Origin of the sequence: Nonomuraea basaltis (assembly GCF_005893125.1) — a bacterium.
Classification (GTDB): Bacteria; Actinomycetota; Actinomycetes; order Streptosporangiales; family Streptosporangiaceae; genus Nonomuraea; species Nonomuraea basaltis.
Genome location: NZ_VCJS01000050.1, coordinates 1 through 20,204, shown reverse-complemented (window position 1 = coordinate 20,204; position 20,204 = coordinate 1). Strand labels below are relative to the sequence as shown.

Below are 20,204 nucleotides of genomic sequence, written 5' to 3'. Positions count from 1 at the left end.
GCTTCTCCCGTAGTGTCATGGCGATCTCATGCCGACTTCTGAGACCGCTGTGTCATGCGATCTCATGCCGACTTCTGAGACCGTAGTGCCAGCAGGCTGACCAGGTCATAGGCGACGTGCGAGGCGGCGATCGAGGTGATCTCCGCGTGGTCGTAGGCGGGCGCCACCTCGACGACGTCGGCGCCGACCAGGTCGCAGCCCTCCAGCCCGCGGAGGATCTCCAGCAGCTCCCGGCTGGTCAGTCCGCCGGCCTCCGGCGTCCCCGTACCGGGGGCGTGCGCGGGGTCGAGCACGTCGATGTCGATCGACACGTACAGCGGCCGATCCCCGACGCGCTGCCGCAGCACGTCGACCACCTCGTCCACGCCGCGCCGCAGCACGTCGCGTGAGGTGAGGATGCCGAAGCCGAGCCGCCGGTCCTCGTCCAGGTCGCGCCTGCCGTACAGGGGGCCGCGGATGCCGACGTGGCTGAGCGCCTCGGTGTCGAGGAGCCCCTCCTCGACCGCACGCCGGAACGGGGTGCCGTGGGTGTAGGCGGCACCGAAGTAGGTGTCCCAGGTGTCCAGATGCGCGTCGAAGTGGAGCAGCGCCACCGGGCCGTGCACTCTCGAGACCGCTCGCAGCAGCGGCAGCGCGATGGTGTGGTCGCCGCCGATCGTCACCGGTTTCGCACCCCCGGCCAGCAGCTCGGAGGCCGCCGCGTCGATCGTCTCGATCGCCTCCCCGATGTCGAACGGGTTGCAGGCGATGTCGCCCGCGTCCGCCACCTGGACGCGCTCGAACGGTGACACATCGAGCACCGGATGGTACGGCCGCAGCAGCCTCGACGCCTCGCGCACCGCCGCCGGACCGAAGCGCGCTCCCGGCCGGTAGGAGACCCCGGTATCGAAGGGCACCCCCACGACGGCCACCTCGGCCTGCCCGACCTCGCTCAGGCGGGGCAGTCTGGCGAACGTGGCGGGTCCTGCGTAACGCGGGATCCGGGAGGAGTCGACGGGCCCCCGTGGCATGTGAGTTCCTTTCCGTCTACAGGACCTTGGCCAGGAAGGCCTGGGTCCGCTGGTGTCGGGGATTGGCGATCAGCTCGCCGGCCGGTCCCGCCTCGACGACCATCCCGTCGTCCATGAAGACGACCTGGTCGGCGACCTCGCGGGCGAATCCGATCTCATGCGTCACCACGATCATCGTCATTCCGGCTCCGGCCAGATCCTTCATCACATCGAGGACCTCGCCGACGAGTTCGGGGTCGAGCGCGCTGGTCGGCTCGTCGAACAACATCAGCTTGGGCTTCATGGCCAGAGCCCTGGCGATCGCCACCCGCTGCTGCTGGCCGCCGGAGAGCTGGGCGGGGTAATGGTTCGCCCGCTCCTCCATGCCGACCCGCCGCAGGAGGTCGAGGGCCGCCTGCCGGACGGCCTCGCGGGGCCGGCCGAGCACGTGCCGGGGCGCCTCCATGACGTTCTCCAGCGCCGTGCGGTGCGGGAAGAGGTTGAAGCGCTGGAACACCATGCCGATGTCGCGGCGCTGGTCGGCCACCTCGCGGGGACGCATCTCGTACTTCTTCCCGCCCGCCCTGCGGTAGCCGACCAGGTGGCCGTCGACCCAGATCTCCCCGGCGTCGAGCCGTTCGAGGTGATTGACGCAGCGCAGGAAGGTCGACTTGCCCGAGCCCGACGGGCCTAGCAGGCACACCACCTGGCCGGGGTGCACGGTCAGGTCGATGCCCTTGAGCACCTCGACCTTCCCGAAGCTCTTGCGCACACCCCTTGCGATGAGCAGTTCACTCATGCGTGACCTCCGACGTGGACGTCCGAGCGGCCGAGCCGCCGTTCGAGCCTCGACTGGGCGAAGGTCAGCAGCGTGGTCAGGACGAGATACCAGCAGCTGGCCACGATCAGCAGCGGGATCTGCTGGAAGTTGCGGCCGTAGATCAGCTGGGCGCTGGTCAGCAGGTCCGGCAGTCCGATGACCAGCACCAGGGAGGTGAGCTTGAGCATCGAGATCGTCTCGTTGGCGGTCGGGGGCACGATCATCCGGGCCGCCTGGGGCAGGATGATCCGCCGGTAGACCAGCGCGGGCCGCATGCCGAGCGCCTCGGCGGCCTCCCGCTGCCCGCGGTCCACCGAGCCGATACCCGCCCTGACGATCTCGGCCATGTAGGCGGCCTCGTTCAGCCCCAGGCCGAGGATGGCCGCGGTGAACGGGGTGATCAGCGCGTTGACCGGCGTGGAGAAGAACTCCGGGCCGAAGGGGATCCCGAGGCTGACGCGTGGCATCACCGCGCCGAGGAAGAACCAGAACAGCAGCTGGACCAGGATGGGCGTGCCGCGGAAGAGCCACACGTACGCGGCCGCGATCCAGCGGAGCAGCGGGTTGTCCGAGAGCCGCATGATCGCCAGCGCGGTGCCGAGCACGACGCCCGCCAGCATGGCGAGCACCGTCAGCTCGATCGTGAGCAGCAGCCCGCGCATGATCGACCTCTCGAGGAGGTACCCCGCCACCAGGTCGAGCCGGAGCGCCGGGGTGGTCAGCACGAAGTTGACCGCCATCGCGGCCAGCACCGCGAGCACCGCCGCGGCCGCCCACCGGCCGGGCCGCCGCAGCGGCACGATGGGCTCGGTCGCGTGCTCCTGCAGGCCGGTCATGAGGCCTTCTCCGTCGGGCTCATGACCAAGGCGCTGTGCTCATTGATGACCTCGACAAGCTCGGTCATGAGCCCGCGTTGATCGTGGCGTCCTTGAACGCCTGCGCCTGCAGGTTCCACTTGGCCAGCAGCTCGTCGTAGGTCCCGTCCGCGATGAGCTTCTTCAGCGCGGCCTGCACGGCGTCCCGCAGCTGCGGCTTGCTCTTCGGCACCGGGATGCCGATGGGGAGCGGGTCGATCGCGCTCACCGCGACCTCGAACTGCTGCGGCGCCTGCTTCACGTTGTAGGCCAGGGTCAGGTCCAGTGCGAGGACCATGTCGGCCCGCTTGGACTGCAGGGCCTGCACGGCGCTCGCCTGGTCGGGGAAGGGGACCTTCTCCACGGCCGGCTTGCCGGCGTCGGCGCACTTCTTCGTGACGTCGTCCACGTACAGGTCGCCGGTCGAGGCCTTCTCGACGGCGACCTTCTTGCCGCACATGTCGAGGATTTCCTTGACGCTCTGCGGGTTGCCTTTGGGCACCATGAGCGCCGAGCCGGACTTGAGGTAGTCGACGAAGTCCACCTGCTCCCGGCGCTCCTCCTTGTCGATCATGCTGGTCAGGCCGAGGTCGTAGCGGCCGGCGTTGAGTCCGCCGATGATGCCGTCGAAGTTGACGTTCTCGAAGGCGAACTCCACGCCCAGCAGCTCGCCGAGCGCCTTGCCCAGGTCCGCGTCGAACCCGATCACGGTCTTGTTGTCGGTGTCGAAGAACTCCATGGGCGGGAAGGAGACACCGGAGGCCACGCGTACCTTGCCGGCCTGCTGGATGTCCGCCGGGAGCAGCTTGGCGATCGCCTCGTCCTTGGCGCCCGCTGCGATCTCGGCCTTGGGGGCCGCCGTGGTCGTCTCCTCGGGCGCCGCGCAGCCGGCGAGAGCCGATCCGCTGAGGAGGGTGCCGAGGAATGCGATGGCAAGTGCTCTTCTCATGTCGTGCCCGTGCCTTCCCGTACAGGTAGATGGCATCGAGTGTGGAGGCCACATCCTTCACCTTCAATCGGGACAGCCCTGAAGACCCGCCATATTCTTTGTGGGTGACCACAAAGGTGTCCGTGGAGGACCTGCTGCGTTCCCCTGCCCTCCAACTGCGGTTGCTGGCCGGCGAGGCGGGGCTGGGACGGTCGGTGTCCTGGGCGCACGTCAGCGAGCTCGACGACCCCACGCCCTGGCTGCTCGGCGCGGAGGTCATCATGACCACGGGGATCGCGATCCCGCGCCAGGCCGCCAAGCAGCGCGCCTATCTGGAACGACTCGACGACGCGGGCGTGTCCGCGCTGGCCCTGTCTGCGCAGCTGCACGTGCCGCCGCTGCACGACGCCTTCATCCGGGCCGCCGAGGAGCGCGGGATGCCCGTGCTCGAAGTGCCGCTGGCCGTGCCGTTCATCGCGATCGCCCAGGAGGTGGCCGCGGCCGTGCAGGAGGACGCCAGGCAACGCCTCGGCGCGCAGCTCCAGGTGTTCGGCGCGCTGCGGTGGCTGGCGGCCGAGGATCTCGACACCGCGACGCTGTTCAAACGCCTGGAGCGGCTGTCCGGCTACGAGGTCTACCTCTGCACCCCGCAGGGCCGGCCGCTGCTGCCGGGGGTGCCGGTGCCCGACCTCGCCGTGCTCCCGTCCGAGCCGGAGGCGCCGCCCACCATTCCCGGAGGCTTCGTCCTGCCCGTGCCCGCGCCGGGCGGTCCCGCGGGCTTTCTCGTCGCCTTCGAACGCCAGGGAGCCAGGCCCGCCGGGCTGGCCGTGGTGCAGCACATCGCCACGGTGGCCGCGCTGCAGGTGGCCATGGCCCGCCACGAGCGCGAGACGCTGCGCCGCCAGGGCGCGGAGACCCTGTCCGAGCTGCTCCAGGACGTCCTCGAGCCGGCCACGGCCCGGCGGCGCCTGGTAAGGATGGGCCTGCCCGTGGACGCCGAGCTGGCCCTCCTCGTCATCAGGAACGTGTCCGACGAGGCCATCCACCGGGCCGTCGACGACCAGCCGCACCTCATGCTCCGCCGCGGCGACGACCGCTACGTGCTCGGCTCACCCGCCCTCGACGCGGCGGTCGCCGCGCTGCCGGGCGTCGCGGCGGGCATGAGCAGGCCGTTCCCGCCCGGGGAGTCCATGCAGATCCCCAAGAGGGAGGCGGTATGGGCGGTGTCCACGGCGTCGGAGTCGGGGCGCGCCCTGGTCCACTACGGTGACGACACCACCGGCAGGTGGCTGCCCGACGACCCGTGGGCGCTCACCGCGCTGGTCGAGAACGTGCTCGGCAAGGTGCTCGCCTACGACTCCGCGCACGGCTCCCACCTCCTGACGTCGGTGCGGACCTGGATGGAGCGCGACCGGCGCACCGAGGACGCCGCGGCTGCGCTGCACATCCATCCCAACACCCTGGCGTACAGGCTGCGCAGGTTCGCCGAGCTGACGGGCCGCGACCTGTCGTCCACCGGCGCGTTCGCCGAGGTCTGGCTGGCCCTGCGGGCCGGCCGCCAGCTCGGTCTGGTGGACTGATCCCGCCAGAGATCGCCGGTTATGGTGCAGGCGATTCGCGCCTGGTGCGGGCAGGCCGATGATCCTCGCGACGGGATCGCCCGATGATCAGTCCGGCGCTCGATCCCGATCGTCCATGACGCCGTAGGTGGAGGCCCGGAAGAGGAAGGAGGCCCAGGAGCGGTAGGGCCGCCACGTCTCGGCCAGCCTCCGGTAAGCGGCCGGCGGCGCGTCCTCCGGCAGGCCGTACGCCTCGCGCATGATCGCGAACAGGCGCGGCTCGTCGCCCGGGAACGCGTCCGGCGCGCCCGCTCCGCGGATCAGGATCAGGCCCGCGGAGAACGGCCCCACCCCGGGCAGGGCACGCAGCTCGGCCAGGGCCTCCTCCGGGCCGAGCGCGCGCAGGTGCTCGGCGGTGAGCACGCCGTCGAGCGCCGCGCGGGCCAGCCCGCGCACCCACTCCTCCTTCTGTGCGGGCAGCCCGAGCCCGCCGGCCTCCAGCAGCGTCACGGGCGGGGGAAAGGCCGGGTAGGCCTGCCCGTCCACGGTGACCTTCGCGCCGAAACGCTCCGCGATGCGCTGCTTGATCCGCGAGGCGATGAGCATCGACGAGCGCTGCACGATCACCGCCCAGCAGGCCGCCTCCCACGGGCTCCAGAAGCACACCGGACGCAGGCCGGGGCTGCGCCGCTGCAGGTCGCCGAGCACCGGGTCGGTCTCGCCGAGCTTGGCGAAGCCGGTGCCGTCCACGTCGATCGAGAGGATCCGCGCCACCTCGCCCCGGATGCCCGGCCCCGCCGCCCTCGTGGTGGCGACGGCGACCCCGCCGGGCGCGGCCGTCACGGTCACGCCGATCGGCAGCCAGTCGGATTCGGCGCAGTAGGCGAAGCGCAGCGCCCGCCCGTCGGAGGGCAGCGCGCTGGTGGCCGGCCAGTCCTCGACGAAACGCAGGGAGGCGCCGAAGTCGAACGGGCCCTCGGCGGTGAGCGTGAATCCGTGCGTGGTCATGCACGTAGCGTAGGTGGCCGGACCGACGATTTCGGCTCGGGACCGGCCGCGCTCGTATGCCTGGATGACACGGTCATGATCAGGATTCGGTGGTGAAGGCCGGCACCCACTCCAGATGGCTGGAGGGGGCGGTCCAGCCGGTCAGCGGAGTGACCGGTTGCTCGCCTTCCACGCCGACCAGCACGAGGCGGTACCGGGATTTGGCGCCGTCCGTGATTTCGCGGTCACGTGCCCAGGCGATCAGATTCGTGTCGTCGGCCCAGGCCAGCGACTGCAGGATGACAGGACCATCGGGTGGCTCCAGGAGTGTGGTTTTACCGGAGGCGACGTTCAGGACAAAGGGGGCCGAGCCGCTCTTGCCACCCCTGGCCAGCCGGCGGCCATTGGGGGACAGCCCGGCGGGCTGGTCGCTGAAGGACTCTTGGGCGGGGCCGGAGCGAGGCCGGCCGGTAAGGTCGTAGTACTCGCGGGGCCGCTGGGCGGAGCCGGTTTCCTCCCAGATCAGCGAGCCGTCGCGGTCCCAGGACAGATCGTCGCGCAGGCCGGCGGCTCCCGGGGCCGAGGGCAGGCTGTGGAAGGTGGCCGTGCCGCTGTCCACGTCCACGATGAAGAAGCCGGTTCTGGCCTGTCGCGGATCCGGTTCCCGGCCGGGAACGGCGGCGAGGGCGGGGACGCGGTCGTACGTGGTCACCAGCAGCCGCTGTCCGTCCGGTGACCAGGCGACGCTTCCCGCGCCGGCACGGTCGAGGTCGATCCAGCGGCGTACCGTGCCGGCGGTGGTGTCCAGCAGCCCGATCCGGCGCGCGGGCAGCGGCTTTTCCAGCACCGCGGCCGTCCGGCCGCCGGGTGCCACGTCCACCCATCCCCACGGCGTCGTGGCGTAGCCGCCCGAGGCGGGGTCGAGCATGCTCCAGGAGCAGTCGGCGTCCCCGCCCGATGGGCAGGAGGCGTACGCGGTGAGCGTGCTGCGCCCGGCGGCGACGCGTTTGCGCGGGGTCGGGTGGCCGGGATCGGCCGACATGCCCTGCGAGGGGACGATCACGCGGGTGGCGGCCTCCCGGTCGTTCTGCCCGATGAGGTCGTCCTGCCCTATGAGGGAGGGCACCGTGATCGCACCGACGGTGACGGCGGCGACCAGGGCGGCCGCGGTCGTGGTCGCAGTCCTGATCCGCATGCGCGTCCGCTGCCGCCATGCCGCATGTGCCATCCCGGCCGGCAGCCTGGCCTGGTCGGCCACCGCGCTGAGGGCGTCTTTCACCAGTTCGTCAGTGGTCATGCCGTGAGTTCCTTCCAGCGACGGCGTGCGTACGAGGATCGGCGTGGTCCCGCGGGGTCATGACGATGCCTTCGAGCGGATGTGCAGCTCGTGGAGCTCGGGGCAGAGCTGCAGGAGCCGGGCCAGGGCCCGATGGGCGGTGCTGCGAACCGTGCCGATGCTGCAGCCGAGCGTGGCGGCCACGGTCGACTCCGACTGGTCTTCGAAATAGCGGAGCACGAGTATGGCCCGTTGCTTGGCGGTCAGTTTGCCGAGCGCCTGCTGGACCATGATTTGGAGTTCGACGGCGTGCGTGCCGTCCGGGCCCTGGCGGTCGGGAATCTCCGCGACGGCGAATTCTCTCCTGCGCCGCCACCAGGAGATTTGCTGGCGGTACATCACCTGCCGGAGATATTTGTCGGGGTCGTCGATCCGGTGCCATTTGAGCGCCGTCTTGGCCAGGCTGGTCTGCAGCAGGTCCTCGGCCGCGTGCTGGTCTCCGGCGGTCAGCAGGAAAGCCAGGCGCATGAACGTCGGTGAGCGCGCCGATACGAACTCGTGAAATTCTCGCTGATCCGCGGAATCCACGATCACCTCCATATGGTTGTCGTCCTGCGGGTCCGCAGTGGTGGCCGCGGGCGGAGAGGGAAATCACGCATCAGGTCGACAAATTGGGTAGACGCACGTTTCCTGCCACTTGTTCGGCCTGCGGCCCCGGCCCGGGTGGCCGATCGCCGGCTCCCGGCCGGCACTGCCTTCGGCCTGTCATTAGGACGCGGCAGGGTGGGGCCATCTTTGCGACCGACTTCAAACAGCCCGACCGCGACGGCCGGCGGGAGTCCGTATGAGCGGTCCGTCCCGGGCGGCGTAGGGTCGTCGCATGGACGTGCGAAGCCCATTGATCACGCACATCTCCGGGGGCCGGATGGTGGTCGAAGGGCTCGGGGAGGGCAAGGACCTCAAGCTCTATCCGGGCGGCGGCCGGCCCTGGGACTGGAACGAAACCGGAACCAGGCACTCACCAGGCACGCAGCCCGCCGACGTACGGGAACTGCTCGACAGGGGCTGCCAGGTCGTCGTCCTGTCCCGCGGCATGCAATTGGTGCTCCAGATCTGTCCCGAGACGCTGGAGCTGCTGAAGGAGAGAGGCGTCGAGGTTTACGTCGAGGAGACCACGGCCGCCGTCGAGCGCTACAACGCGCTGGTGGAGACGACCGCCGTCGGCGGGCTGTTCCACTCGACCTGCTGAACGGTGATTGAGCTGGCTGCGGGGGTAGGGGGCGACCGTAGCCGGAAGAAACGGGGAAACGGTCATGAGCCGTATGGGGGAATGGCTGAAGAAGGCCCAGAACCTGGCCAGGGGGCACTCCAAGCAGACCGATGAGCTGCTGGACAAGGCCGAGCGGTACGCGAAGGAGCGGACCGGCCACAAGTACGACGAGCAGATCGACAAAGGCGCCGAAGCGGTGCAGCGCCGCTACGGCGGAGGACAGGGCGCGACCCCGGGCAACGAGCAGCGGCGTCCCGACCAGGCCACTCCGGGCCCGGCCACTCCCGAGCGGGACCAGAGCAGGCGCAGGCCGCAGAGGTGATGCGGCGGCGTTGACAGCACGGCCGCGCCCGCCCCCGGCGAATGAGGGGCGGGCGTCCGCGTGTTCCGGGGCGGTCGCGACCGATTTCGGCGGCTTCAGTCGCGGGCGGCCTCCAGGACCTTGCGCGCGTCGCGCTCGAACGAGGCCCGGGCGCCGAGCGTCAGCAGGCCGCCGGCGACCATCGGGATCACCAGGATGTACATCCCGGCCAGCAACGACCCGAACCGGTCCGAGGCGATGCCGACGACCAGGGAGCCGAAGGCCCCACCGCCTGTGGTGATCAGCTGCAGGACGGCGAAGCCGAGGCCGCGCGAGGCCGCCGGGACCACGTCCGCCAGGCAGGCCGTCAGGTTGGGGATCGCGATGGACATCAGCGAGCAGGAGAGCAGGATCAGCACGGTCATCGCGCCGATCGACTCCATGGACAGCGCCCCGGCCAGGACCAGCGAGCCGGCCGTGATGCCACCGCCGCCGGCGAGCAGGCGGCCGCCCTTGCGGGTGCCGTGCCACTTCCTGCCCAGCCACACCCCGGCCAGGGTGCCGGTCACCGTGCCCACGACAGTGATCAGGCCGCTCAGCGAGCCCGCCGTGCCCGTACCGACGCCGAGGGTGCGCACCATGAACGTGGGCAGCCAGAAGAAGATCCCGACCAGGCCGAGGGTGAGGAGGGACAGCCCGGCGCAGACGAAGATCAGCGAGGGTATGGACAGGACCTGACGGAGCTGCGGCCAGAACGGAGGCTTCGCGACAGGCCGCGAGGGCGCAGCAGGCTCCGCGGAAACTGCCTGACCTGTGGAGACCGGGGCCGCGGCGGGATCCGCGGGAGCCGGGGGAGGGTCGCCCACCGCCACCAGCCGGTCCAGCTCGCCGCGGCGCGGCTCGCGCAGGAACCAGACCAGCACGGCCGTGAGCACGCCGGGAACGACCATGATGAGGAACGCCGTACGCCACGAGAACGCCTCCGCGAGCACCCCGCCGAGCAGGGTCCCGACGCCCCCGAGGTACGTGGTGACGCGGGTGAGCCCGTACGCCTTCGCCCGGCTGACCGGCGGATAGTAGTCGGCGAGCAGGCTCCCGGAGGCGGGGTTGTCGATGTTCTCGGCCGCCGCCAGCAGCACGCGCATCAGGTAGAACATCACGAACCCGGTGGCCAGGCCGGAGCCGAGCGTGGCGATCGCCCAGACGAAGACCACCACCGTGATGATCCGGGTACGGCTGAGCCGGTCCGCCAGATACCCGGCGGGCAGCGCCACGGCCGCGGCGGCCAGGGCGGCGGCCGTCGGGATCGAGCCGGCGGCGGTGTCGCTGAAGCCCCATTCGGCCTGGATGGCCGGGAGCACGCCCGAGAGCAGGTTGTGCTCGATGCGGTCCACGAACCCGACGATGAAGAGCACGACCAGCGGCGCCCAGCCGAACGGCGCGCTGGATCCCATGTCGATGGCGCCGGCGCGCGGCGAACCCAACGTCCCGACCATGCCCACCCTCTCGATAAGGAGAATCTAGAATCTCATTCTAGGGGAATATTCTAGCCAGAGTGACACAAGTCACAGGATTCGTAAATAAGGGGTTTCAGTGAAATCTCGCCATAAATCCGCTCCGGTACGGTAATCCCATGGTCAACGGGGGATTGCTGGTCGCGGGCACCACGTCGGACGCGGGCAAGAGCGTGGTCACCGCCGGGATCTGCCGCTGGCTGGCCCGCCAGGGCGTCCGCGTCGCGCCCTTCAAGGCCCAGAACATGTCGCTGAACTCGTACGTCACCGCCGAGGGCGCCGAGATCGGCCGGGCCCAGGCGATGCAGGCGCAGGCCGCAGGCCTGGAGCCGGTCGCCGACATGAATCCGATCCTCCTCAAGCCCGGCAGCGACCGCCGCAGCCAGGTCGTCCTCATGGGCAGACCGGTGGCGGACGTGGACGCGATGGAGTACGGCGCTCTCAAAGATCTCTTGCGCACCGCCGCGCTGGAGGCCCACGACCGGCTCAGGAACCGGTACGACGTGGTGGTGTGCGAGGGCGCGGGCAGCCCCGCCGAGATCAACCTGCGCCGCGGCGACATCGCCAACATGGGGTTGGCCAGGGCCGCGAACCTGCCGGTGATCGTGGTCGGCGACATCGACAGGGGCGGGGTGTTCGCCGCGTTCTACGGCACGGTCGGCCTGCTGGACGCCGCCGACCAAGCCCATATTTCCGGATTCGTCGTCAACAAGTTCCGCGGCGCGAAGGAACTGCTGGAGCCCGGGCTCGACATGCTCAGGCGGCTGACCGGACGCGAGGTGTACGGCGTCCTGCCCTGGCTCGACGGGCTCTGGCTGGACGTCGAGGACTCCCTGGCCCTGGACGGCCGCCGGGTCGCCGCCCGCGCCCCGCACGGCAGGCAGATCCTCAGAGTGGCGGTCGTGCGGCTGCCGCGGATCTCCAACTTCACCGACCTGGACGCGCTGGCCGCCGAGCCCGGGGTCGTGGTGCGCTTCGTGACGGACCCGGCCGAGCTGGACGACGCCGACCTGGTGGTGCTGCCGGGCTCCCGCGCCACGGTGAGCGACCTGGCCTGGCTGCGCGAGAAAGGGCTGGCCGCGGCGATCGCCGAGCGGAAGGGGCCGGTCCTGGGCATCTGCGGCGGGTTCCAGATGCTCGGGCGCGAGATCGTCGACGACGTCGAGTCCGGTCAGGGGAAGGTCGAAGGGCTCGGGAGGCTGCCGGTACGGGTCGAGTTCAGCCCGGAGAAGCGCCTGGCCCGGCCGGAGGGGACGGCGTACGGGCACCCCGTGCGCGCGTACGAGATCCACCACGGGCGGGCGACGGTCGAGGGCGGCGAGCCGTTCCTCGACGGCTGCCGGGTCGGCGACGTCTGGGGCACCACCTGGCACGGCGCCCTGGAGAACGACGGGTTCCGCGGGGCGTTCCTGGCCGACGTGGCCGAGCGGGCGGGGCGCGACTTCGTACCGGCTCCGGACACGGACTTCGCCGCGCTCAGGGAGGAACGGCTGGACGCGCTCGGCGATCTCGTCGAGCGGCACCTCGACACGGACGCGCTGCTCGCCCTCATCCAGCACGGCCCGCCGGCGGTCCCGTTCCTCCCACCAGGGACCGCTGCGCGGTGATCCACGCGTCGATCCGCTCCCAGTGGTCGTACAGCCAGAGGATCCGGGCCTCGCGCTCCTTGGGCACCTCGGCGGCGGGCACCCGCCACCATTTGGCGGTGATGTGCGCGTTGTAGGGCAGCTTGCGCCAGACGTCCCCCAGCGTGACGAGGTCGTCGAGCCCGGTGTGCGCGACGAAGACGACGTCCGCCGACGGGCAGGCGTCGATGGCCGCGAGAGCGCCGTTCGGGCGGGGCGGCAGCAGGTGGTCCAGGCCGCGCGCCCGCTCCGCGTGCTCGGCCAGCCCTTTCTCCTCCAGCCGCCGGATCGCCAGCCGGCGGCGGCGCGGGCTGAAGTTCCCGCCCTCCGGGAAGATCACCAGGGCGTCCTGGTCGCCCATCGTGGAGGCCAGCAGCCGGATCTCCTCGATGATCAGCGTCTGCTCGGACTTGCCCGGCACGAACGCGTTCGGCAGCCGGTTGACCAGCACGTCCAGTGAGGGGTCGAACTGGAGCGCCGCCTTCATGACGATGCGGGGCTGCCGTCGATAGAGCGCCAGGAGGTGATAAATCAGCAAGAAGGAGTCGCCGGGGCCTGCGTGCCGGGACAGCACGATGACCGGCCTGGTCAGCCGGGCGGCCCGCTCCTCCGCGGTCGGCTCCGGCTCCTGGACGTCCACGGTCAGCCGGAAGATCCGCACCGCGGCCGCGTACACCTTCGACAGGAACCACCTGATCAGCCCGTAATGCCGCTCCTGGCGGCGGGCCCCGTCCGCCACCCACAGCCACAGGCACGCGATCAGCACCGCCGACTCCAGCGTCAGCCACGCCACCGCGAACCACACGAACCTGAGCCCCCTGCGCTGCGGCGGCGGCAGGCGCAGCGAGGCGGCGGCCGTGACGACGAGCCAGAGCGGCAGCGTCACCAGCATGACCACGGTCACCACGATGACCAGCGGAGCCAGGATGAGCCGGCGCACGATACGAGGTGGGAGCAACGCGGCCTCCCTAGACGGTCTGCCTTCACCCTCCACTCTCGCTCAAATACCGGGCAGACGCCTCGTAAGCCCGCTCGATGTACGCCGAGACCTGCGACAGGTCGCGATAGCGCAGCGTCGACAGCGGCTCCGTCACCCCGGCCGGAAGCACGTGCACCTCCACCCCGGCCGGCAGGCCGGCCATCTCCTCGGCGAACCGGTATCTCCGCGCGATCTCGAACGCCACCATCCCCACCTCCCAGAACCGCCTGGGCGGGATCAGCGGCCGTTCGATCCGCCCGACGTGCAGGACGTACACCCGCTTGGCCCCGAGCTGCACCGCCCGGCCCACGGGAATGCTGTGCACCAGCCCTCCGTCGTAGAAGTGCTCGCCGCCGATCACGACGGGCGGCAGCAGCCCGGGCACCGCGCACGACGCCAGCACGGCCTCCACCAGCGGCCCGCTCGTGAACCAGTGCGCCGCCGCCCGCTCGACCGAGGCCGCCACGCACTGGAACGGCACCTCCAGCTCCTCGATCCGCGAGGCCCGCACCGTCGCGGCCAGGACCTCGCGGAGCGGCCCGTTCGGGTGCAGGTGGGTGCGGGTCCTGGCCAGCGTGGACAGCCGGGCCACCCACGAGCCGGCGAACGCCGTACGGACGACGTCCGACCGCCACAGGTCCGTCAGCCTGGCGACCGCCTCGCCCGGCGCGGCGGCGATCACCGCCCCGTTCAGCGCGCCGACCGACGTGCCCACCACGAGGCCGGGCCTGATGCCCGCCTCGTCGAGCGCCTGCAACATGCCCACCTCGTGCGCGCCCAGCACGCCGCCGCCACCGAGCACGAACGCCGTCTCCACATCTCCCACCCTCTCCTTGCCGCGCCCCGGAAGCAAAGCGGCCCGCTACGCTGCCGGATCCGTCCGGTGACGGCAGTCGCGGCGCGCGGGACGATTCGCCCCATGACAGCAGTGGTACAGGCCGAAGGGCTGACCAAGTACTACGGGAAACGCCGTGGCCTGGAGGATCTCACGCTCGAGATCCAGCCGGGCGAGATCTTCGGCTACCTCGGGCCGAACGGCGCCGGCAAGACCACCACGATCAGGCTGCTCCTCGACGTAATCAGGCCCACCCGCGGCCTGGTCCGCGTGCTCGGCGCCGGCCCGCGCGAGCCCGCGATCCGCGCCAGGATCGGCTACCTGCCCGGCGAGCTGGCGCTGGAGGGCCGCGAGCGGGCGATGGACTACCTGCGCTTCCTCGGCCGGGTACGCGGCGGCGTGCCGGACGCCCGCATCCACGAGCTGGCCGAGCGGTTCGACGCCGACCTGTCGGTGCAGATGCGCAAGCTCTCCAAGGGCAACAAGCAGAAGGTCGGGCTGATCCAGGCGTTCATGCACGAGCCCGAGTTCCTCATCCTCGACGAGCCGACCGGCGGGCTCGACCCGCTGGTGCAGCAGGAGTTCCTGGCCATGGTGCGGGAGGTGCGCACGTCCGGGCGCACCGTGCTCATGTCCTCGCACGTGCTGGCCGAGGTGGAGAGCGTGTCCGACCGGGTCGGCATCGTCCGCGGCGGTCGCCTGGTGGCCGTGGAGAACGTCGCGGCGCTGCGCGAGAAGGCGGTGCGCCGGGTCGAGCTGCACTTCGAGTCCCCCGTGCCCCCCACCGCGTTCGAGGGCCTGGCCGGAGTGCGCGATCTGCGCGTAGAAGGCGCCGGCGTGCGGTGCACGATCGACGGCCGCCCGGACGCGCTGATCAAGGCCGCGGCCCGGTTCACCGTGGTGCACATGGTGAGCGCGGAGCCCGATCTGGAGGAGATCTTCCTGACCTACTACAGCGACGAGGAGCGGCACGATGATCGCCAAGAGTCTGCGTGACTACCGGCGGGCGCTCGCCTGGTGGACCGTCGGCATCAGCGCCTTCATCGGCGTCTACGTGGGCACCTACGCCAGCGTCAAGCAGAGCCCGGACGTCTACGGCCCGGCGATGGTGACCAAGTTCCCCGGCCCGCTGAAGGATCTCATGGGCGGCCTCGATGACATGACCTCCGGCCTCGGCTACCTGCAGACGGTCGTCTACCAGCTGTTCATCCCGATGCTGTTCATCGTGTGCGCGACGCTGCTGGCCAACCGCGCGCTGGCGGCGCCGGAGGAGGCCGGCACGCTGGAGCTGGTCGTCACGCTGCCCGTGGACCGGCGGCGGCTGGTGCTGGCCAGGTTCGCCGCGCTGGTCGTGGCCCTGCTCGTGGTGGCGTTCGTGACGCTGCTGGTCGCGTGGGGGGTCAGTGAGGCCGTCGAAACCGGGGTGACGTTCGACCGGATCCTGGCCGCGCACACCGGTGTGCTCTTGCTGGGGTTGTTCTACGGCACCGTGGCGCTGGCCGTCGGCGCCGCCACCGGGCGCCGGATGATCGCCTCGGCCGTGGCCGGGGTGTGGGTGGCAGCCGGCTACATGGTCGTCACGATCGGCCGCGGCGTCACCGCCATCGACTGGCTGAAGTGGGTCTCGCCGTTCCACTACTACGCCGAGGGCCGGCCGCTCTATGAGGGGCTGCCGGTCGGGGACTACCTTGTGCTGGCGGGCGCCACGGCGGTGCTCGCGCTCACCGCGGTCCTCGCCTTCGACAGGCGCGATGTAGGAGTCTGATGGCGATCTCGGAGATGCCCGCCGACCTGCTCGGCGGGCATCGTCAGCTACTCGCCGCGGCCGCGGAGACCGGGCGGCTGCCGGACCGCGAGGCGCTCGACTCCTACCGCGCCGCCGGCACGCGCGCCGCCGAACAGGGCATCCCGCTGCGGGTGCTGGTGGACGGCGCGCTCGCCGCCGCCGAGGGCCTGCCCCCGGTGGTGCCCGCGCTGCGACGGGCGGTCTCCGCTCTGATGGAGGGGTACGAGCAGGCGCAGCTCGCCGCCATCCGCAGCGAGGAGGCGGCCCGCAGGGAGTTCGTGGACGACCTGCTCCAAGGCCGGGCCGAGCGGCTGGCCGAGCGGGCCGAGCACTTCGGGCTGCGGCTGGCGGAGTCGTACGTGGTGGCGGTGGCCCGCGGGATGTGCGACGGCGACCACGACCGGATCGAGCGGGACCTGATCGCCAGGTTCGGCTCCCACAACGTGCTGGTCGCCGTACGCGAAGGGCTGCTGGTGTGCGTCACCCCGGCCACGCTGGCGGCCGCGGTGGGGGAGTTCACCCATCACGTACGCGGCCGCTTCCGCCCCGGCTGGCGGGTCGGCGTCGGGCGGGCGCACCGCGGGCCCGGCGGCGTGGTGGCCTCCTACCGTGAGGCGGCGCAGGCCCTGGAGCTGGCCGACGGGCTGGGCCTCGCGATCGACGTCGTCAAGGCCGCCGACCTGCTGGTCTTCCCCGTCCTGCTGCGGGACAGGAGCGCCATCGAGGACCTGGTGACCAGCGTGCTGAGCCCGCTGCTGGGGGCGCGGGGCGGGCACGAGCCGCTGCTGGAGACGCTGGAGGCGATCTTCGCCTCGCAGGGCAACCAGACGGCCGCGGCCCGGCGGCTGGGGCTCAGCCCGCGGGCGGTCACGTACCGGCTGGAACGCATCCGCCGCCTGACCGGCTACTCACCCGACGATCCGACGCAGCGCTTCACCCTGGAGACCGCGGTGCTCGGCGCCCGCCTGCTCGGCTGGCCCACCGGCTTCAACCGCTGACCGCCAGCCAAACGGGCTCAGTCGCTGACCGCCAGCCGCACGCCGAACCCGACGATCACCACACCCGTCAGCCGGTCGAGGAAGCGCCGCACGGCAGGCGAGCGCAGAAAGCCGCTCATCACTGACGCGAACCCGATCAGCAGGGCGCTCCACACCAGCCCCTCGGCCACGTGCACGCCCGCCAGCAGCAGCCCCATCGCCGCGTGCGGCGCCTCGTCCGGGATGAACTGCGGCAACATCGCTATGTAGAACGCCCCGACCTTGGGATTGAGCAGGTTCGTCGTGAGCCCGCGGCCGAACCCCCTCCTGAACCCGACCTCCTGCTGCTGCTCGGGCAGTTCGTGCTGCTTGGCGAGGACCATGCGCAGCCCCATCCACACGAGGTACGCCGCCCCCGCCCAGCGCAGCACGGTGTAGGCCGGCTGCGAGGCCGCCAGCAGCGCCGACAGCCCCGCCGCGGTGAGCACGCCCCAGACGAGCGTGCCGAGCTGGATGCCCAGCGTCACACCCCAAGCGGGCCGCCTGCCCGCCAGCAACGAGGTTCGCAGGATCAGGGCCGTGTCGAGCCCGGGCGTCAGCGTCAGAAGGGCGACCACAGCGGCGAACGACCAGACCGATCCTGCGATGTCCATGGATGTCAGGGTATGAGGAGCAGCTTTCCGGTGGTACGGCGGGCCGACAGGTCCTCGTGGGCCTGCCGCGCGTCGGCCAGCGGGTAGCGGTGCGAGATGTTGATCGCCAGCCGTCCCGACCCGATCCAGCCGAACAGGTCGGAGGCGCGCTGCAGCAGCTCCGTGCGCTCGGCGATGTAGTGCGCGAGCGTGGGCCTGGTGAGGAAGAGCGAGCCCTGCTTGTTGAGCGTCTGGGGATCGACCGGGGGGACCGGGCCGCTGGCGGCGCCGTACAGGGCCATGAGGCCGCGCGGGCGCAGCGCCTCCAGGCCGCCGTCGAACGTGGCCGCCCCGACGCCGTCGTACACGACGTCGATCTTGCCGCGCAGCGCCTCGGCGAAGTCCTCGTACCGCAGCACCTCGTCCGCGCCCGCCTCGCGGGCCAGCTTCTCCTTCTCGTTTGTGGAGACCGTGCTGTACACCTTGGCGCCCTTGAGCTTGGCGAGCTGGATCAGCAGCTGGCCCATGCCGCCCGCCCCGGCGTGCACGAGGACCTGGTCGCCCTCCTGGACCGCGTACGTGGAGTGGGTCAGGTAGTGGGCGGTCATGCCCTGCAGCATCGCCGCGGCCGCCACCTCGGCCGGCACGCCGTCCGGCACCGGCACCACGCGATCGGCCGGGACCACGGCCTTCTCGGCGTAGCTCCCCAGCACGCTGGCCCACGCCACGATGTCACCCACGGCCACGTCCCGCACCCCCGCTCCGACGGCGGAGACGGTCCCGGCGCCCTCCGAGCCGACGGTGGTGGGGAGGGGGAGCGGGTACGCGCCGGAGCGATGGTAGATGTCGATGAAGTTGACGCCGCTGGCGGCGATGTCGATCACGACCTCGCCGTCACCGGGAACCGGATCGGGACGCTCGACGTATTCAAGAACCTCTGGGCCGCCCTGGGCGGAGACGATGATGGCATGCATGCCCTTAGTCAACCGTGCTCTGCCCGTCCGATTCCACCCGGGGCCTCCGCTCCTGTAATGGCGTTTCGCGGCCTGTAGATGTCGGGACATGCCGATAGATTGCGAGGGAACCCCGAATCTTCCGCCTCCAGCCCGATGGCTCCGTCGAAGAGGCCGCCCTGGATGACCTGGGCTGACGGCGAGCGAGCGAGCCGGTGACCGAGCGGGACGCCGACGCCGCCCTGGCCGCGGCCCGCGCCGGAGTGCTCTGACGCGCCACCCGGAGTGCTCTGACGCGTTCTCCCAAGCTTGGAGTGCTCCGACGCGCTCCCCGAAGCCCTTAGGACGCCTCCTTCTTGCCGCGCAACTCGAAGTCGTCGAACGTCGTCTTCAGCAGCGACTTGCCATCCTTCGTCGTGCGCGCGAACAGGCCGACGTACCCGTTGCCGATGCCGTTCGGATCGTCGACCTGGTGCACCCGCGCGCCGTTCACCCACATCGTCAGCCGCACCGTGGACCCGAGCTGCTCGCACGCGGCCTCGATGCGGGCCTGGCCGGGCAGCCCGTCCACCTCGACCGGCTGGGCGAGCGTGCCGCCTGAGCCGTCGACAATGCGCCGGATCCTGGCCTTGCCCGCCGTGTCCAGCCCGAACTCGTAGTAGGTGTCGTCATCGTCGCTGTTGTGGCAGTAGACGCCGTACTCGCCGGCGCCCGACGACTTCTCGACCTCGGCGGTGACGCCCACGACGACGGTCGCGGGCAACATCGGGGTGGGCGTGGCCGAGGGGTCGGGCGTGGTCGTCGGCGTGGCGATAAGGAAGGGAATGGGCGCCTTCGCCCACCACTCCTCCTGGCCGTCGCCCACGTCCAGTCCGTACGTACCGTCCGTGCGGTAGCCGCGGCTCACGGTCTCCCCGAGGTCATAGGTGCCGGTCCAGCCGCCGGTGGTCTGCGTGAAGTCCTCCCGGTAGAGGACGCCCAGGTCGTCGGGCGGCCCGCTGGGCCTCAGCACCGTCCATCCGACCACGGACGCGACCACGACGAGGGCGGCGGCGGCCGCGAGACCTCCGTACAGCTTGCCGCGGTGCGGCTTCCGCGCCGGCTGGACTCCGGCGTACGGGGCGGTGGCCTGCTGCCAGGCCACCTGTACGGTCTGCGCCGCCTGCTCCGGCCCGGCCGACCGCCCGACGAGGTGGTCGAGCAGCTGCTGCGCGGTGGGCCGCATGGCCGGGTCCTTGTGCAGCGCCGCCCTGACCAGCTCGCGCAGCCCTGGTTCGACGTCGTCGAGGCTCGGCTCGGTGTTGAGCACCTGGTAGACGATCGCCGGCAGCGTCTCCCCGCCGAAGGGTGCCCGCCCGCTGGCGGCGAACGCGATCAGGGAACCCCATGAGAACACGTCGCAGGCCGGCGAGACCGGATCGCCCCGCAGCACCTCGGGAGCCATGTAGCGGGGGGTGCCGATCAGCTCGCCGGTGCCGGTGACGCCGCCGAGCGTGTCGAGCGCCCGCGCGATACCGAAGTCGATCACGCGCGGGCCGACCGGGGACAGCAGCACGTTCGACGGCTTGAGGTCCCGGTGTACCACCCCGGCCCCGTGGATGGCGGTGAGCGCGGTGCCCACGCCGACGGCCAGCGCGTCGAGGCTGGATCCGCGCAGGGGGCCGGACCGGCGTACGGCCTCTTCGAGGTTGGGGCCGGGCACGTATTCGGTGACCACGTAGAGCAGGTCGCCGTCGAGGGCGGCCTCGATCACCGCGGCCGTGCAGAACCTGCGTACCCGCTGGGCGGCGTCGGCCTCCCTGCGGAATCGCATGCGGAACTGCTCGTGCTGGGACAGCTCGGGGTTGATCACTTTGACGGCGACCTGCTGCCCGGCGGGATCTTCGGCGAGATGGACCGTCCCCATCCCGCCCCTGTCC

Annotated in this window: 20 protein-coding genes; 7 read left to right on the top strand and 13 right to left on the bottom strand. The window is 71.2% G+C overall.

Annotated elements, in window-relative coordinates:
• Positions 1–62 precede the first annotated feature (62 nt).
• The 4 genes from speB to EJK15_RS23865 form a co-directional block, all read right to left on the bottom strand.
• The gene (gene speB / locus EJK15_RS23880; RefSeq protein WP_138712690.1) at positions 63–1,010 is read right to left on the bottom strand and encodes an agmatinase; all 948 of its coding nucleotides are present in this window, start codon (positions 1,008–1,010) and stop codon (positions 63–65) included.
• A gap of 16 nt (positions 1,011–1,026) precedes the next feature.
• A complete protein-coding gene (locus EJK15_RS23875) occupies positions 1,027–1,788 on the bottom strand; it encodes an amino acid ABC transporter ATP-binding protein (protein ID WP_138712689.1) in 762 nt (253 codons plus the stop codon).
• Positions 1,785–2,645 (bottom strand): amino acid ABC transporter permease, encoded by an 861-nt coding sequence (locus tag EJK15_RS23870; protein ID WP_138712688.1) that lies wholly within the window; start codon positions 2,643–2,645, stop codon positions 1,785–1,787. The genes EJK15_RS23875 and EJK15_RS23870 overlap by 4 nt, the downstream gene beginning before the upstream one ends.
• A 64-nt stretch (positions 2,646–2,709) precedes the next feature.
• Entirely contained in the window at positions 2,710–3,612 is a 903-nt protein-coding gene (locus EJK15_RS23865) for an ABC transporter substrate-binding protein (protein ID WP_138712687.1), read from the bottom strand.
• Between the two features lie 104 nt (positions 3,613–3,716).
• Between EJK15_RS23865 and EJK15_RS23860 the strand changes: the two genes are divergently transcribed.
• On the top strand, positions 3,717–5,171 hold the full coding sequence (locus EJK15_RS23860; protein ID WP_240777169.1) for a PucR family transcriptional regulator: 1,455 nt from the start codon (positions 3,717–3,719) through the stop codon (positions 5,169–5,171).
• 87 nt (positions 5,172–5,258) lie between these two features.
• Here EJK15_RS23860 and EJK15_RS23855 read toward each other — a convergent pair whose 3' ends face one another.
• The 3 genes from EJK15_RS23855 to EJK15_RS23845 form a co-directional block, all read right to left on the bottom strand.
• The gene (locus tag EJK15_RS23855) at positions 5,259–6,158 is read right to left on the bottom strand and encodes a DNA-3-methyladenine glycosylase family protein (protein WP_138712685.1); all 900 of its coding nucleotides are present in this window, start codon (positions 6,156–6,158) and stop codon (positions 5,259–5,261) included.
• 79 nt (positions 6,159–6,237) lie between these two features.
• Positions 6,238–7,434, bottom strand: a complete 1,197-nt coding sequence (locus EJK15_RS23850) for a WD40 repeat domain-containing protein (RefSeq protein WP_138712684.1) — start codon at positions 7,432–7,434, stop codon at positions 6,238–6,240.
• A gap of 57 nt (positions 7,435–7,491) precedes the next feature.
• A complete protein-coding gene (locus EJK15_RS23845; protein ID WP_138712683.1) occupies positions 7,492–8,001 on the bottom strand; it encodes a SigE family RNA polymerase sigma factor in 510 nt (169 codons plus the stop codon).
• Between the two features lie 292 nt (positions 8,002–8,293).
• Between EJK15_RS23845 and EJK15_RS23840 the strand changes: the two genes are divergently transcribed.
• Together EJK15_RS23840 and EJK15_RS23835 are read left to right on the top strand one after the other, a co-directional pair.
• Positions 8,294–8,662: an Mth938-like domain-containing protein gene (locus EJK15_RS23840; RefSeq protein WP_138712682.1), complete on the top strand. Its 369-nt coding sequence runs from the start codon at positions 8,294–8,296 to the stop codon at positions 8,660–8,662.
• 64 nt (positions 8,663–8,726) lie between these two features.
• Positions 8,727–9,005: an antitoxin gene (locus EJK15_RS23835; RefSeq protein ID WP_138712681.1), complete on the top strand. Its 279-nt coding sequence runs from the start codon at positions 8,727–8,729 to the stop codon at positions 9,003–9,005.
• 95 nt (positions 9,006–9,100) lie between these two features.
• Here the strand turns inward: EJK15_RS23835 and EJK15_RS23830 are convergent, their stop codons facing one another.
• Positions 9,101–10,480 (bottom strand): MFS transporter, encoded by a 1,380-nt coding sequence (locus EJK15_RS23830; RefSeq protein ID WP_138712680.1) that lies wholly within the window; start codon positions 10,478–10,480, stop codon positions 9,101–9,103.
• Between the two features lie 137 nt (positions 10,481–10,617).
• On the opposite strand from EJK15_RS23830, the gene EJK15_RS23825 reads away from it, so the two are divergent.
• The gene (locus EJK15_RS23825; RefSeq protein ID WP_138712679.1) at positions 10,618–12,105 is read left to right on the top strand and encodes a cobyric acid synthase; all 1,488 of its coding nucleotides are present in this window, start codon (positions 10,618–10,620) and stop codon (positions 12,103–12,105) included.
• Here EJK15_RS23825 and EJK15_RS23820 read toward each other — a convergent pair.
• Positions 12,047–13,081: a 1-acyl-sn-glycerol-3-phosphate acyltransferase gene (locus EJK15_RS23820; protein ID WP_138712678.1), complete on the bottom strand. Its 1,035-nt coding sequence runs from the start codon at positions 13,079–13,081 to the stop codon at positions 12,047–12,049. The genes EJK15_RS23825 and EJK15_RS23820 overlap by 59 nt on opposite strands.
• 25 nt (positions 13,082–13,106) lie before the next feature.
• On the bottom strand, positions 13,107–13,928 hold the full coding sequence (locus EJK15_RS23815; RefSeq protein ID WP_240777168.1) for a patatin-like phospholipase family protein: 822 nt from the start codon (positions 13,926–13,928) through the stop codon (positions 13,107–13,109).
• Between the two features lie 93 nt (positions 13,929–14,021).
• Between EJK15_RS23815 and EJK15_RS23810 the strand changes: the two genes are divergently transcribed.
• The 3 genes from EJK15_RS23810 to EJK15_RS23800 are packed head-to-tail and all read left to right on the top strand — an operon-like array spanning position 14,022 to position 16,721.
• Positions 14,022–14,933 carry an ABC transporter ATP-binding protein gene (locus EJK15_RS23810; protein ID WP_138712677.1) on the top strand — a complete coding sequence of 304 codons (912 nt, stop codon included), beginning with the start codon at positions 14,022–14,024 and terminating at the stop codon, positions 14,931–14,933.
• On the top strand, positions 14,911–15,702 hold the full coding sequence (locus EJK15_RS23805; RefSeq protein WP_138712676.1) for an ABC transporter permease subunit: 792 nt from the start codon (positions 14,911–14,913) through the stop codon (positions 15,700–15,702). The genes EJK15_RS23810 and EJK15_RS23805 overlap by 23 nt, the downstream gene beginning before the upstream one ends.
• A complete protein-coding gene (locus tag EJK15_RS23800) occupies positions 15,702–16,721 on the top strand; it encodes a PucR family transcriptional regulator (RefSeq protein ID WP_138712675.1) in 1,020 nt (339 codons plus the stop codon). Before EJK15_RS23805 ends, EJK15_RS23800 begins: the two co-directional genes overlap by 1 nt.
• A gap of 17 nt (positions 16,722–16,738) precedes the next feature.
• On the opposite strand, the gene EJK15_RS23795 is transcribed toward EJK15_RS23800, so the two are convergent.
• The 3 genes from EJK15_RS23795 to EJK15_RS23785 all read right to left on the bottom strand — a co-directional run.
• Positions 16,739–17,353, bottom strand: coding sequence for a LysE family translocator (locus EJK15_RS23795; RefSeq protein ID WP_138712674.1), 615 nt, complete (start codon positions 17,351–17,353; stop codon positions 16,739–16,741).
• A 5-nt stretch (positions 17,354–17,358) separates the two neighbouring features.
• Positions 17,359–18,306 carry a quinone oxidoreductase family protein gene (locus EJK15_RS23790; RefSeq protein ID WP_138712673.1) on the bottom strand — a complete coding sequence of 316 codons (948 nt, stop codon included), beginning with the start codon at positions 18,304–18,306 and terminating at the stop codon, positions 17,359–17,361.
• A 319-nt stretch (positions 18,307–18,625) separates the two neighbouring features.
• Positions 18,626–20,204: serine/threonine-protein kinase (locus EJK15_RS23785; RefSeq protein ID WP_138712672.1), on the bottom strand; the 1,579-nt coding region annotated here is incomplete at its 5' end.

What these genes read in the sequence shown, in the direction of transcription:
- EJK15_RS23825 (WP_138712679.1), top strand. Translation starts at nt 10,618, where the DNA reads ATGGTCAACGGGGGATTGCTGGTCGCGGGCACCACGTCGGACGCGGGC.
- EJK15_RS23865 (WP_138712687.1), bottom strand. Translation starts at nt 3,612, where the DNA reads ATGAGAAGAGCACTTGCCATCGCATTCCTCGGCACCCTCCTCAGCGGA.
- EJK15_RS23875 (WP_138712689.1), bottom strand. Translation starts at nt 1,788, where the DNA reads ATGAGTGAACTGCTCATCGCAAGGGGTGTGCGCAAGAGCTTCGGGAAG.
- EJK15_RS23855 (WP_138712685.1), bottom strand. Translation starts at nt 6,158, where the DNA reads ATGACCACGCACGGATTCACGCTCACCGCCGAGGGCCCGTTCGACTTC.
- EJK15_RS23805 (WP_138712676.1), top strand. Translation starts at nt 14,911, where the DNA reads ATGATCGCCAAGAGTCTGCGTGACTACCGGCGGGCGCTCGCCTGGTGG.
- EJK15_RS23870 (WP_138712688.1), bottom strand. Translation starts at nt 2,645, where the DNA reads ATGACCGGCCTGCAGGAGCACGCGACCGAGCCCATCGTGCCGCTGCGG.
- EJK15_RS23790 (WP_138712673.1), bottom strand. Translation starts at nt 18,306, where the DNA reads ATGCATGCCATCATCGTCTCCGCCCAGGGCGGCCCAGAGGTTCTTGAA.
- EJK15_RS23810 (WP_138712677.1), top strand. Translation starts at nt 14,022, where the DNA reads ATGACAGCAGTGGTACAGGCCGAAGGGCTGACCAAGTACTACGGGAAA.
- EJK15_RS23840 (WP_138712682.1), top strand. Translation starts at nt 8,294, where the DNA reads ATGGACGTGCGAAGCCCATTGATCACGCACATCTCCGGGGGCCGGATG.
- EJK15_RS23795 (WP_138712674.1), bottom strand. Translation starts at nt 17,353, where the DNA reads ATGGACATCGCAGGATCGGTCTGGTCGTTCGCCGCTGTGGTCGCCCTT.
- speB (WP_138712690.1), bottom strand. Translation starts at nt 1,010, where the DNA reads ATGCCACGGGGGCCCGTCGACTCCTCCCGGATCCCGCGTTACGCAGGA.
- EJK15_RS23800 (WP_138712675.1), top strand. Translation starts at nt 15,702, where the DNA reads ATGGCGATCTCGGAGATGCCCGCCGACCTGCTCGGCGGGCATCGTCAG.
- EJK15_RS23850 (WP_138712684.1), bottom strand. Translation starts at nt 7,434, where the DNA reads ATGACCACTGACGAACTGGTGAAAGACGCCCTCAGCGCGGTGGCCGAC.
- EJK15_RS23835 (WP_138712681.1), top strand. Translation starts at nt 8,727, where the DNA reads ATGAGCCGTATGGGGGAATGGCTGAAGAAGGCCCAGAACCTGGCCAGG.
- EJK15_RS23830 (WP_138712680.1), bottom strand. Translation starts at nt 10,480, where the DNA reads ATGGTCGGGACGTTGGGTTCGCCGCGCGCCGGCGCCATCGACATGGGA.